This is a genomic window from Kitasatospora sp. NPDC058243 (assembly GCF_042882025.1).
In the GTDB taxonomy this organism is placed as follows: Bacteria; Actinomycetota; Actinomycetes; order Streptomycetales; family Streptomycetaceae; genus Kitasatospora.
Map to the genome: position 1 here is coordinate 39,825 of NZ_JBHVWW010000028.1, position 12,942 is coordinate 52,766.

At 70.1% G+C, this 12,942-nt stretch carries 8 protein-coding genes and 2 CRISPR repeat arrays; of the genes, 6 read left to right on the forward strand and 2 right to left on the reverse strand.

Annotated features, from left to right (window positions below):
* Nucleotides 1-10: 10 nt before the first annotated feature.
* On the forward strand, nt 11-1,054 hold the full coding sequence (locus ACFVX9_RS19760) for a UDP-N-acetylmuramate dehydrogenase (protein WP_387982718.1): 1,044 nt from the start codon (nt 11-13) through the stop codon (nt 1,052-1,054).
* 377 nt (nt 1,055-1,431) lie between these two features.
* On the opposite strand, the gene ACFVX9_RS19765 is transcribed toward ACFVX9_RS19760, so the two are convergent.
* Nucleotides 1,432-2,919: an MFS transporter gene (locus ACFVX9_RS19765; protein ID WP_387982719.1), complete on the reverse strand. Its 1,488-nt coding sequence runs from the start codon at nt 2,917-2,919 to the stop codon at nt 1,432-1,434.
* An 87-nt stretch (nt 2,920-3,006) separates the two neighbouring features.
* Here ACFVX9_RS19765 and ACFVX9_RS19770 point away from each other — a divergent pair, with 87 nt between their 5' ends.
* The 4 genes from ACFVX9_RS19770 (at nt 3,007) to ACFVX9_RS19785 (ending at nt 6,394) form a co-directional block, all read left to right on the forward strand.
* Entirely contained in the window at nt 3,007-3,627 is a 621-nt protein-coding gene (locus ACFVX9_RS19770; protein ID WP_380484414.1) for a TetR/AcrR family transcriptional regulator, read from the forward strand.
* A 196-nt stretch (nt 3,628-3,823) separates the two neighbouring features.
* Complete coding sequence (locus tag ACFVX9_RS19775; RefSeq protein WP_224285092.1) at nt 3,824-3,904, forward strand: tryptorubin family RiPP precursor; 81 nt, start codon at nt 3,824-3,826, stop codon at nt 3,902-3,904.
* 134 nt (nt 3,905-4,038) lie between these two features.
* Nucleotides 4,039-5,097, forward strand: coding sequence for a cytochrome P450 (locus ACFVX9_RS19780; protein WP_387982721.1), 1,059 nt, complete (start codon nt 4,039-4,041; stop codon nt 5,095-5,097).
* A gap of 4 nt (nt 5,098-5,101) precedes the next feature.
* Entirely contained in the window at nt 5,102-6,394 is a 1,293-nt protein-coding gene (locus ACFVX9_RS19785; protein ID WP_387982723.1) for a cytochrome P450, read from the forward strand.
* Nucleotides 6,395-7,105: 711 nt separating this feature from the next.
* A CRISPR array of direct repeats spans nt 7,106-7,674; the repeat unit is 28 nt; unit sequence ATCGGCCCCGCGCCCGCGGGGATTGCTC.
* An 865-nt stretch (nt 7,675-8,539) separates the two neighbouring features.
* Nucleotides 8,540-10,523: direct repeats of the CRISPR family, unit length 30 nt; unit sequence CGTCGGCCCCGCACGCGCGGGGATTGCTCC.
* 154 nt (nt 10,524-10,677) lie between these two features.
* Here ACFVX9_RS19785 and ACFVX9_RS19790 read toward each other — a convergent pair.
* Nucleotides 10,678-11,436, reverse strand: a complete 759-nt coding sequence (locus ACFVX9_RS19790; RefSeq protein ID WP_387982725.1) for a GntR family transcriptional regulator — start codon at nt 11,434-11,436, stop codon at nt 10,678-10,680.
* A gap of 669 nt (nt 11,437-12,105) precedes the next feature.
* On the opposite strand from ACFVX9_RS19790, the gene ACFVX9_RS19795 reads away from it, so the two are divergent.
* On the forward strand, nt 12,106-12,621 hold the full coding sequence (locus ACFVX9_RS19795; RefSeq protein ID WP_380374317.1) for a glycine-rich domain-containing protein: 516 nt from the start codon (nt 12,106-12,108) through the stop codon (nt 12,619-12,621).
* Nucleotides 12,622-12,942: the final 321 nt, after the last annotated feature.

Genomic DNA, 12,942 nt, shown 5'->3' on the forward strand with positions numbered 1-12,942 from the left:
GGACCCTGCCGTGCCCCAGGCCACGCTCGCGTCGCTGACCACCCTCCGGCTCGGCGGGCCCGCCGGCGCCGTGCTCAACCTGTCCGACCCCGCGGACTGGCTCGACGCCGCCCGTGCGCTCAGCGCCCAGGAGCAGAACGGTCCCGTCGTCCTGGGGCACGGCAGCAACGTGATCGCGGCGGATGCCGGCCACCCCGGCACCGTCGTGGTCATGAACACCCGCGGCATCACCGCCAAGAAGCTCGACGACACCACGGTGGCCGTCACCGTCCAGGCCGGCCACCCGCTCACCGACCTCGTCCAATGGGCCGCTGCCGAACGGCTTGCCGGCATCGAGTGCCTGGCCGGGATCCCGGGCACCGTCGGCGCCGCGCCGGTCCAGAACGCCGGCGCATACGGCCAGCAGATCGCAGACTCCCTCCACAGCGTCACGGTCTGGGACTGGGGCATGGGCTGCCTGCGGACCTTCCCGGCCCAGTCCTGCCGCCTGCGCTACCGCAGCAGCCGCTTCAAGCGAACCCCCGGCCGCTGGACCATCCTCGCCGCCTCGCTCCACCTGACCCACACGCCGGCGGCCCCGATCACCTACCAGCCGCTCGCGGACGAGCTCGGCGTGCCCGTCGGCGCGCGCCCGACCGTTCCGGAGGTCACCGCGGCCGTACTCGCCAACCGCCGTCGGCGCGGCCTCCTCCTCGACCCGAGCGACCAGGACTCCCGGCAGGTCGGATCCGTCTTCCTCAACCCTCGAATCACCACCGCCCAGGCCACGCGCTGGTCCGACCGCGGCTGCCCGGTCCACCAGGACAGCGATGGCGGCCTCCGAGCCAGCGCCGGGTGGCTCCTGGAGCATGTCGGCTGCCGGCCCGGCCAAGCCGTCGCCGACGGCGTGCGCTGCTCGGAACGCCGGACCCTCACGGTCACCGCTCACGGAGAGGCCACAGCGGCAGCGTTCGTCCGGGCGCTCGCTGACCTCACCGCCCAAGTCACAGCTGCAACCGGAATCATCCTCCAGCCCGAGCCGACGCGCGTCGGCCAGTGGGTCACCGGCCCCTGATCTCCCGCTGGCCTCAGCTACTTGCCACCTCCGCCACACGCCGGTCGATCAAGGTGGCTGGGCTGGCCGAGCGCACATTGCCGAACAGCTCTTGGCCCGCGAAATGAGGCAGTGCGATCCTCCACCGAGGGCTGGAATCTGATCAGCAGGCTTACCGTCAGCTACATCGTCCGAGTGTCCCGGTTGACCGAGGTCGCAGGCCGGATTGCTGCCCATCGGGGTGAAGGATCGACGAACAGGCCTTAGGCCTACAGCCTTTCGATGACCTTCTTCACGGCCGAGGAGTTGTCCCCCGGCTACGGGAAGCCCGCAGGGCGCTCACCCCGTGGCCGTGGAGGCGGGGTGAGCGCCGTCGCGCGTCCGGACGTCGCCGTTCGTCAGACCGGCGCGACCGGAAGGTCGTCATGTGCGGGCCGTTCGCCCCTGGGTACGGCCAGCAGGGTGATCAGCACGCCGAGCACGGCGAAGCCCGCCCCGACGGCGAACGCGAGCCGGAAGCCCTCTGTCATCGCGTCGGCCATGGCCGGGCCGCCGGCCTGCTTGCCTTCAAGGAGCTCCCTGATCCGGGCGTTGGCCACCGAGGAGAGCACGGCGAGCCCGAGCGCGCCGCCGATCTGCTGGGTGGTGTTGATGAGTCCGGAGGCGAGGCCCGACTCCTGCGGTGTCACACCGGAGACGGCGACGATGGTCACGGGCACGAACGAGAAGCCGAGTCCGAGCGCCGCGACCACCGAGGGCAGGAGCACGTCCCCGGCGAACGTGCCGTCGGCGGGGATGCGGGTGAACAGCAGGAGGCCCACCGCGGTGAGCGCCAGACCGCAGGCGAGGACGGGCCTGGGCCCGACCTTGGTCACCAGCTGGGAGGCGGCGCCGGCGGCGACGATGCTCGCCACCGAGAAGGGCAGATAGGACAGTCCGGCCTCCAGTGCGGAGAAGCCGAGCACCTGCTGGAGGTAGAGGGAGATGAAGAAGAACATCGACAGCAGCGCGGCGCCCACCAGCAGGGACACCGCGTTGGCGCTGGACAGGTTGCGGTTGCGGAAGATCCGCAACGGCATCACCGGGTGCTTGACGAGGCGCAGTTCGACCAGGGCGAAGACCAGCAGCAGGACGGCCGCGAGGCCCAGCAGCCCGATGGTCCTGGCCGAGCCCCAACCCGCCCGCTCGGCGTCCACGAGCGCGTAGACCAGCACGCTGAGACCGCCGGTGACCAGTGCGGCGCCGGCGAAGTCGATGCCGGTGCGTTCGTGGCCGCGGCTCTCCCGGACGAACCTCGGTGTGAGAACGGCGGCGACGACGCAGATCGGCACGTTGACGAACATCACCCACTCCCAGCCCGCCCACTGGGTGAGCACACCGCCGAGCAGCACGCCGATGGCGCCGCCCGCTCCGGCGAGCGCGCCCCAGATGCCGAGGGCCTTGTTGCGTTCGGCGCCTTCGGTGAAGGTCGTGGTGACGATGGACAGGGCGGCCGGCGCGATGATCGCGGCGCCGAGGCCCTGCCCGACCCGCGCGGCGATCAGCAGGCCCGCGGTCGGGGCGAGACCGCCGAGCAGTGACGTGGCGGCGAACAGGCCGAGTCCGGTCATGAACACCCGCCGCCGTCCGAGCAGATCGGCGGTCCGGCCGCCGAGCAGCAGGAAGCCGCCGAAGGCGAGTGCGTAGGCGTTGACGATCCACTGGACGTCGGAGTCGGCGAAGTGCAGGTCCCACTGGATCGAGGGCAGCGCGACGTTCACGATCGAGGCGTCGAGCACCACCGTCAACTGGGCGACGGCCAGGACGACGAGCGCCTTCCAGCGGAGCGGATCCGGGGAGGGGGTCGAGGTCGAGGTCGATAAGGAGGAAGTGGGAGGCATGGCCATGGGAGGGATACGCTCCTGTGGGTTAAAGTGGTAACCGGAATCGGACTCACGGTTCCGGATGGTGACGATACGGAGGCGCGGTTCCCCTTGTCAAACACCCCTTCCCCTCCCCCTTCCCGCTCCAGCACACCCACCGGCGGCAAGCTGCGCTCCGACGCCGCCCGCAACCGGCTCAAGGTGCTCGACGCCGCCCGAGCCGCCTTCTCCGAGTCCGGCCGGGACGCCCAGATGGGCGACATCGCCCGCAGGGCCGGGGTGGGTGTCGGGACGGTGTACCGCCACTTCCCCACCAAGGAATCGCTGGCGGAAGCGATCGTGGAACACCGGTTCCAGCAGACCCTGGACTTCCTCAGGAACGAGGTGCTCCCCGACCCCGACCCCTGGCACGGCCTCGCCCGCTCCCTGGAGTTCTGCGGAATCATGCAGGAACAGGACCGGGGCTACGCGGAGACGGTCACCGCGATGGTCGGCGGCAGCACGTTCGACGCGGCGGCGATCGCCGAACTCAACGAGCTCACCGACAAGGTGCTCAAGCGCGCCCAGGCCGAGGGCTCGGTGCGAGAGGACCTGACCGTCTCGGACGTGTCACCGCTCTACATCGGCCTCTGCCACGTCGTACAGGCCGGGGTCACCGACTGGCGCCGCTACCTGGGCATCATCCTCGACGGGCTGCGCCCGCGGCGGTGCGCGGACTGCTCCCGCGACTGACACCGCCCATCGCCCGCCGACGGGGGGCGAATCAGGAAATCCGCCGGCAAACCCCCCACCTCCCCAACTCCCTCGACAAGAACTCCCCCCAAAGGTGAACCCGATGGAGACCCGGCCGCGTGTCTACGTCTGTAGGGCGACTGCAGAGTGGCCTTACATTCGCTCAGCCACCTGGTAACGAAAGGGAGACCCAAAGATGAAGATCCTGTTCGCCATCCGTGACGCGTCCTTCGCCAAGAAGAGCCTGAAGGCCAGCGCTTGGTACATCTGGTACTAAGCCGGCTGATCGGTACCTCCGGTACCTGAACAGCTGATCCGCCCCCGCCCCTGCCCCCCCTCGCGGCCTCCGCCGGGAGATCGGGCCCGGGGCGGGGGCGGAGACCGGTCCCGGCAAAGTCTCGGAGACATCACATGGCCCTCTCCCCCGCCTCCGCCCGTTCGCGAACCACCGTGCTCTCGCCCCGACTTGAGGCCCTGCTCAGGGACCATCTGGGCAAGGACGCCGTCCGGCTCGAACCCGACACGATCGGGGTCGCCGGGCCCGAGCTCACCGACCGGATCCTCGCCGCCCGGCGCGCCACCGAGATCGAACGGCCCACCTTCAAACCGCTGCACGGACGTTCGATCACCCGCACCGAGGCATCCTCGGTGACGCGGACGATCGGCAGCGACGTGCGCGAGGCACTGAAGGCTCCGCTGCCGCCGAACATCGACCTGTCCGGTCCGTGGCCGCTCACCGGACACCTCTTCCTGCGCGACCTCATCCTCGGCCGGGACCCGCGCCGACTGCGGATCCTGATGAGCCGCAACCTCGAACTGACGCCCCTGCTCACCTGGTTGGTGATCTCCGCCGGCGCCGCACTGCCCGGCAGGCCCAAGCCCGGCGACGACCTCACCGAACTCGGCAAGCTCACCGCGAAGGCGACCAACTACCAGGACCGACGGTACGCGCTCGGCATGTACCGCCGAGCCGCCGCACCGGTCTGCTTCACCATCTCCACCCTGGTCGCGAACGCGCTCTGGCTCGGCGCGCCGTTCGACGACAGCACGCCGAACCGGAACATCATCTTCGAGTCGCTGCGCCTGCTGCCGCCGTCCTGGAACATCCTGCGCCGCGCCTCGCCCGAGTACCCCGCAATCGACCCGCGGATCGGCGCCGGCGACGACGTCCTCGTCCTGCCGCTGCTCTCGCACCGCGACCCGGCCCTGTGGGAGGACCCGCACGAGTTCCGCCCGGAGCGCTGGGACCACCTCGACCCGGACAACACTCCCGGCTACCTGCCGTTCGGGCACACCTCCGAACGCTGCTGGGGCCGGCACATGGTGATGCCGCTCGCCGAACTGCTGCTGGACCAGATCCGTACGGCCGGCCTGGTCGTCGACCCCGAACAGCGGACCGCCAAGGTGCCACTGCTCGGCCTGCTCGGCGTCAGCGAGATCCGCGTCCTGAAGCCACGGGATGCACACTGATCACATGCACGCCGATCACATACGTACCGAACACAGCGCCACCGAACACAGCGATACCGAACACAACGCCACCGAACCGGAGCTCGCCGACGGCCAGTTCTACGCCGACCCGCACGCCGCGTACCGCCGCTGGCGCACCGAGGGCGGCGCCCGCAAGGTCCGGTTCGGCGGCGCGGCCGGACTCGAAGGCTGGGTCGTCACCGGCCACGCCGAGTGCCGGGCCGCCCTCGCCGACCCCCGGCTGAGCAAGAAAGCCGTCACCGAGGCGTTCGCCCGACACGTCGGGAACTCCGAGGGCGGCCCGGGCCGCGACCTGATGACGCACATGCTCAACTCCGACCCCCCGGAGCACACCCGACTGCGCAAGCTGGTCCAACAGGCCTACACCGGACGGCAGGTGGCGACCCTGCGACCGATGGTCGAGCGCCACGTCGGCGCACTGCTCGACCAGCTCGACGGGCCCGACCCGGTCGAGCTGATCAGCGAGTTCGCGCTGCCGCTGCCACTCGCGGTCGTCTTCGAACTGTTCGGCGCGCCGCAGGCCGAACGGGAGAACCTCCAGGTCCGCGGCAACGCGGTCGACGCCGGCCCGCAGGACGACGGTGAGGCGGACGGCGGAGCGGACGGCGAAGTCTCGGTGGAAACCGCCGAAGGCATGGCGGACTACCTGCGCGCCCTGGTCGACCACAAGCGCACCCACCCGGGCGACGACCTGATCTCCGGACTCCTCGCCGCCCAGGCGGACGGCGACCGGCTGACCGAAGCCGAGATCACCTCGATGGCGTTCCTGCTCGCGATCGCCGGCCACCAGACCACCGTCAACCTGATCGCCAACGGCATCCACGCGCTGCTCAGCCACCCCGGGCAACTCGCGGCGCTGCGCACGGATCCGGCACTGCTTCCCGGCGCGATCGAGGAAGTCCTGCGCTACGAGAGCCCGTTCAGCATCGCCTCGCTGCGCCGCACGACCGAGCCGGTGACCATCGCGGGCACCACGATCCCGGCCGGCGAGTTCGTCCAGATCGCCCTGCTCGCCGCCAACCGCGACCCGGCCGTCTTCACCGACCCCGACCGCTTCGACATCACCCGCCCGGACGCCACCCGACACCTCGCATTCGGCCACGGCATCCACCACTGCCTCGGCGCACAACTGGGCCGCCTCCAGGCCGAGGTAGCGTTCACCGAACTGCTGCGCCGCTTCCCCGCCCTGCGCCTGGCCGAACCGGCCGAACCCGCGCAGTGGCAGGAGAACCCGAGGCACCGCGGGCTGCTCAACCTGCGAGTGCTGCTGCACTGACGCCGCCAGGCCCCCACCCACCCAAAGCCGGTGGGGGCCGAGCACCTCGACGATCACCAGCCCGGACCCGCCCATCCGACGCACCCCGTCGAGGACCAACTCCACACACCAGAACGGTCTCCACCGCGGTAAGTGGCAACTCCCCCGGACAGCCGTGCTCCCACGCGCCGCTTCCAGGACTCACTGCGGCGGCGCTGAAGCTCTACGACCTTCCCCATGCCCGGGGCCAACTACCCAAGGCCGGCAACACTCCCCGGCAACCGGCGACCAGCCCCCGCCCCACTTCGCTCCGCCCAGCAGCGCCCACCGCGCACCTGTCCCACAAGAACACCGCCCAGCGGACAACCTCCTCAGCCGCGCATCCCGCACAACCAGCCGAACAGACCTGGCCCCGCAAGACCATTCAGACGCCGCCACGTCACCAGCACCAGGCAGCGGCCCCGGACAATCCCAGCCACTGCCCCAGCGTCCAGCATGTACAACAGCAACAGGCTGCCCCCCCAACCAGCCCCTAACCTCGGCTGGCTACCACTGCCGACGGTCCTCAACCTCCACCTGCGGGTACGCTTCGAGAACTCAGGCCACGACATCGATAACCACCCCTGGGGCAAGGAGAGATGGCAACACCGCATCGACTGTTCGACGGGACCCCTACCAATCGAACTGAACCAATCAGGCCCCTCGACCACTAATCACCCCAGGTCAAAAAGCATCGGCCCCGCGCCCGCGGGGATTGCTCTCCACCGCATGGGCGCCGCTTTGGTTCTCGCCGATCGGCCCCGCGCCCGCGGGGATTGCTCCGGTCGGATTGACGTGCCCCTGGGCCATCCGGCATCGGCCCCGCGCCCGCGGGGATTGCTCTGACTGCCTCGTCCAGGGTGGCGAGGCCGTCGAATCGGCCCCGCGCCCGCGGGGATTGCTCCGCCGCCATGAAGAAGATGATGGGTGGCGCCGTATCGGCCCCGCGCCCGCGGGGATTGCTCCGCCATGAGGGCATCGGCGCCTGGTCCGGCGGGATCGGCCCCGCGCCCGCGGGGATTGCTCGTCGGGGTTCAGGCGGCGCCAGTTCGTCACGGCATCGGCCCCGCGCCCGCGGGGATTGCTCCGTGAACGACGCTCGCCGGGCCCTCGACGACCGATCGGCCCCGCACCCGCGGGAATTGCTCTCCCTTGGCCTTCTCTTCCGTCGACACGCGGAGGTCGGCCCCGCACTCGCGGGAGTTACTCTCCGAACAAGGCCAAGGGGACGGCTTGGGAGAGCTCGGCCCCGCGCTCGCAAAAATTGCTCCCGGTGGAAGCCCGCTTCGTGGTCGTCAGCGTGGTCGGCCCTGCACACGCGGGGATTGCTCCAGCGTTCCTCAGCGGTGCCAGCCGTACGCCTTGTCGGCCCCGCACTCGCGGGGATTACTCCAAGGGCTGCCACCGGATCCGCTTCATGTCCGCTCCGCACTCGCGGGGATGGTTCAGGGGACCAGCCCGTCGCACCATTGACCACCGGGAGTTGGTCTCGTCGAGGGTGCGAGCAAGGCGGACACGAGCCTGCCAGGGCCGGTCGAAGACGGTGTCCAACCGCCTTCGACCGGCACACGGGCCCGCGCCACTGGCAACACACCACGGTGCTGCCCGACGCCCGCCGCGACACCGTCGAGTTCGCCGAACCGTCTACCAACGCCCCGCAATCGTCACCTGCACCACCGACCGGAACGGCCTCCAGGACAGCGGACAACACCCCAGAGCGCGGCACCGGGACGACGAGCGGCAAGCTGGCGGGCGGGAGGCTGCCGACGGACCTGCCGCTCGGCACCGCACCTCGACCCGAGCGAGAGCATCCAGACCCCCCGGCGTCACCGGCGGCAGGAAGCGATCCCAAACGACCTCCGCCACCACCACGGCACACAGCATTTGCGACAGCAATACGCCGCCCCCGCCCACCCAGCCACCTCCTGACCTCGGGCGGATACCAACGCCAACCGTCCCCAAGCACCGCCCCGGACCTTCCCCCACGAGTACGCTTCGGGAGCGCACGACACAGCTGACAACTCTCCCCACGTGCACGAAGAAGCATTAACTCCTTCACAGACCGCCTGCCTAATCGAACTGAATCAACTGACGGCCCCTGACACGAATCACCGCAGGTCAGGAAGTATCGGCCTCGCGCTCGCGGGGATTACTCCCGGAGTTGGACCCGCAGGACATCACGATCACCATCGGCCCCGCGCTCGCGGGGATTACTCCCTGGACAGCTACGTGGCGGTGTGGGACGAGATATCGGCCCCGCGCTCGCGGGGATTACTCCCAGTCGGCGGGCGCGACCGCGCTGTCCAGCCAATCGGCCCCGCGCTCGCGGGGATTGCTCCTTCCGCCTCGACATCGAGGCGACCACCACCCGATCGGCCCCGCGCTCGCGGGGATTACTCCGGCCACCAGGTCGCGTCGAGGGCGTCGTCGGCATCGGCCCCGCGCCCGCGGGATTTCTCCCCCAACAAGGCCAAGGGGACGGCTTGGGAGAGGTCGGCCCTGCGCTCTCGGGGATCGCTCCGCGGTGCGGGCGTGGACGAACGCGGTTGCTCGATCGGCCCCGCACACGCGGGGATTGCTCCTGGGGCATGACTTCCGCCCGGCGCCCGTTGTCGTCGGCCCCGCACGCGCGGGGATTGCTCCCCTGATTCTGCCCTGTGGCCACTTGCTGATGCGTCGGCCCCGCACGCGCGGGGATTGCTCCGTCGTCCTCACCCAGGGCCGGCTGTTCACCCCGTCGGCCCCGCACGCGCGGGGATTGCTCCAGCTGCCGCCGGGCGTGGTCGGTGAAGACCGCGCCGGCCCCGCACGCGCGGGGATTGCTCCTTGTCCACGTCCGCGTCACCACCGAGAATCACGTCGGCCCCGCACGCGCGGGGATTGCTCCTTCCACAGGGCCGCCCGTCCGGTCGGTGACGCGGTCGGCCCCGCACGCGCGGGGATTGCTCTCGCAGGTCGCCCCGGCAGGGTGCCCGGTCGGTATCGGCCCCGCGCTCGCGGGGATTGCTCCTACCTCTTCATCCGCGCCAATTCGGACGAGTCGCCGGCCCCGCGCCCGCGGGGATTGCTCCTTCAGCGGGTTCGGTGAGCGGCTTCACAAGGAGTCGGCCCCGCACGCGCGGGGATTACTCGGGGTACGTCCCCGGGTGCGTCCTTGACGCAGTGTCGACCCCGCACACGCGGGGATCGCTCCCACATCGGCGCCGTACCTCTGTGGCTCGGCCAGTCGGCCCCACGCTCGCGGGGATTGCTCCGTCGAGGAAGCCGCGCAGGCGATATCCGGCGTGGTTGGCCCCGCGCTCGCGGGGATCGCTCCTGGCCGATGCTCTTCGGCGTCCGCAGGCGCGGGTCGGCTCCGCACACGCGTGGATTACTCCAGCACCGGCTCACCGGGGAACGGCACGGCCCAGTCGACCCCGCGCTCGCGGGGGTTGCTCCGCTGAGCACGTCGCCCTCGCCGAACTCGCGCTGTTGGCCCCGCGCTCGCGGGGATTGCTCCCCCACCCCCGCCACCCCGACCCATGGGGAGGCGGGGATCGGCCCCGCGCTCGCGGGACTGCTCCCCGTAGAGGAAGAGGGCGTACGTCATCTACATATCGGCCCCGCGCTCGCGGGGGATTGCTCCACCTTCGGCACCATCAAGGCGAAGGCCGCGGTGTCGGCCCCGCACACGCGGGGATTACTCCTCCAGACCGGAAGACGAATCCGGACGTGACTGATCGGGCCCGCGCTCGCGGGGATTGCTCCGCCGGCACCGCCTTCCAGCAGATCGCGGGCATGTCGGCCCCGCGCTCGCGGGGATTGCTCCGGGCGGACGGGGGGCCGGCCTTCTTCGCGGGTCGGCCCCGCGCTCGCGGGGATTGCTCCTTGCTGTGATCGGCCGGCGTGCACTCGGGGCGGTCGGCCCCGCGCTCGCGGGGATTGCTCCCGCCGCTCGATGTCCTGCTCCACCTTGTACGGGTTGGCCCCGCACATGCGGGGATTGCTCCAGCACCGGCTCGCCGGGGAACAGCACGGCCCTATCGGCGCCGCGCTCGCGGGGATCGCTCTGTGGGACACTCCGGCATTTTCCTCGGCCGGGGATCGGCCCCGCGCTCGCGGGGATCGCTCCGCCCCCGCTCGGCTTCGGCCTGGCGGGGGCGCTTCGTCGTTACGGGGTGTCGTGCGTCCACCGCCACACGCTGTCCGCGTCCGGCTCGTACCAGGACCGTCCGTCGGCGTATCGGCCATGCCGCCATCGTGCGACCGGCATCGGACCATGCAAGTCAGGAACGTGGGGCGCGCCCGTACTCAGCAACCCAGCGCGAGGTGAGCACGATGTCTGCGGTCTCAACTGGGCGCCTGGTGGCCTGGTCGTAGTAGGTCCGTTCAATTGCCATCACCGGGACAGCGGGTGCAACGCCGAGGGTCTGAGCCTCAGGTCGCGTGGCAGCCCTGGCACTCACGCGCTCAACGGGCACGCCCACGTCGATGCCGATGATCGCCATGCGGTCGGCGACGCCGATACCAGCGTGTGGACCGGCCTCGGGCAAGACAATCAAGCTGCCGCCAGTGGTGGCCATCGGTTCCCAGCTCTCTGCGAGCTGCACCGGGTCTCCGTCGGCCAGGTACACGTAGGTCGTGTGCATCACCGGATCGCCGGGCTGGATTTCCAGCCGGGCCGCGATGCGGGCCTCGGCGGCACGAGGCTGAGATTCGTGCCGCCAAGTACCGGCGACACCCTGTCTGGCGAGGGTGGCCTCCGTCGGGCTGCCGTCGCCGCGGGGTGCGCGTTGACGGCGCACCAGGACGGTGGGCGGTTCCTGGCTGCGGACGTAGTAGCCGCGGCCATGGCGGGCGACGACCAGGCCCTCGGATTCAAGTAGCCGGTAGGCGTTCTGGCCGACGCCGTGGGAGTAGCCGAATTCCTCACGCAGTGCAGCGAGAGATGGCAACTGGGCTCCGGCTGCGAGCTGGCCGGTGAGGATCCGTTCGCGGATGTGGTCTGCGATGCGGAGGTAGGGGGATTCGGCGTCGCCTGCCATGCATGTCCTCCTACGTTCCGTGCTCGGTGGGTGACAGAGTATGCGGCCAGGCCCTACTGTATGTGTAGAGCTAATCCTTACATGTACTGGGGGATCGGTGCAGATCGGCATGTGCGCAGGAGCCGTGAAGGCTGCGCTCGGTCAGGCCACAGGCGCCCACGTACGCGTTACGCGCCCCAACGCTGGAGTAGTGCGCCTGAGCGTCCCCGCGCCTGTCGACGAATCAGTCGAACGCTGGGCTGATGTCCTGGCCATCGTGCAGTCCTGCACCTCATGGGGATCCACGGACGCAACTGGCGCGGTGGTCGTTTGGGCCGAACTGGAGGAGCCGCAATGATCTCCAGACCGGACGTCCCCTCCGGCATCGTCATCACTCTGGACACAGCCCAGGCCGGGTGCTACGTCAGCGCCGAGTGCCAACTCGACGCCCACCACGGGTGTCCCGGCGGCCTGTGGGACGAGTGCGGTGCTCGGGTGCTGGTATGCCTCTGCGGCCAGTCGGGGTGCCCCTGCGTTCGCAACCTGCCGAGCGGATCTCCCACCGGTGGCCCGAACCAGCCCCCTCGCGATCAGGTCGAAACGCCCTGATCAACCCTCCGTTTCCTCCCCGGGCCTGACGACGTCGGCCCAGGAGGTTGCACCACTCGCCACACCGAGAGGAGCACTACCATGATCACTCCCGAACCCACCCCGGCACTGGCGCCGCCCCCGACCGCTCCGGACCAGTTCGTGAGCGCGGCGACGTTCGACTCCGTCATCTCCACCGTGCTCTCCAACAACGAGGGCATGGACGTCGCGATGGCCACCCGGATCACCCGGGAAGCCATCGCGTTCGTGGTCGTGGGCGCCCGCCGCCCGCACCTGGCCATGGCGCCGTCCAGGATCGTGGACGAGGGCTGGCACGCGTTCCTCGTCCACACCGAGGCGTACGCCGAGTTGTGCGAGCGCGAGGGCCGGTTCGTGCACCACAGCCCGGGATTCGACCCGGGCAACTTCGACCAGGACATCATGGAGCAGACCCAGGCTGCCATCCGGGAGGCGGGCTTCGAGGTCGACCAGGAACTGTGGCGGCCGCCGACGGACGACAGCCTGGTGACCGTAGCGGCGAGCTGTCAGCACTCGCCCAGCTGTTCAATCAGGCCGATGAAGAAACCGGAGAAGCCCTGCACCAAGCCCGCTGAATAGCGGACTCGGAACGCGTACGCTGCCGGCACACGAGTAGGAGGCATCCGATGGAGTGGATCGATCCGCGGTACGCAGACCTGGTCGCGTGCTACCGGCAGCAGGACTTCGAAGCTTTCGGGCCATTGCTCGAACGTCCCGACGGCGAGCCTGTGCCCCCGCGGCTCGGGTTCGTCATGGAGCCGCTTCGAGGCGAGTAGCAGCAGGTCAAGGCCCTGGGGGGGCCGAGGGGAGGAGAAAGAGGCGCGTTGAGGGCCAGAAAAAAGAGGGGAACGACGACCGTCCACACAAAGGAACCAAGATGGGCGAGCAGTTCAGAGGCAG

Bases quoted from the DNA above. Each gene is read 5' to 3' on its own strand.
- ACFVX9_RS19795 (WP_380374317.1), top strand. From the start codon at position 12,106: ATGATCACTCCCGAACCCACCCCGGCACTGGCGCCGCCCCCGACCGCT.
- ACFVX9_RS19790 (WP_387982725.1), bottom strand. From the start codon at position 11,436: ATGGCAGGCGACGCCGAATCCCCCTACCTCCGCATCGCAGACCACATC.
- ACFVX9_RS19765 (WP_387982719.1), bottom strand. From the start codon at position 2,919: ATGGCCATGCCTCCCACTTCCTCCTTATCGACCTCGACCTCGACCCCC.
- ACFVX9_RS19775 (WP_224285092.1), top strand. From the start codon at position 3,824: ATGAAGATCCTGTTCGCCATCCGTGACGCGTCCTTCGCCAAGAAGAGC.
- ACFVX9_RS19785 (WP_387982723.1), top strand. From the start codon at position 5,102: ATGCACGCCGATCACATACGTACCGAACACAGCGCCACCGAACACAGC.
- ACFVX9_RS19780 (WP_387982721.1), top strand. From the start codon at position 4,039: ATGGCCCTCTCCCCCGCCTCCGCCCGTTCGCGAACCACCGTGCTCTCG.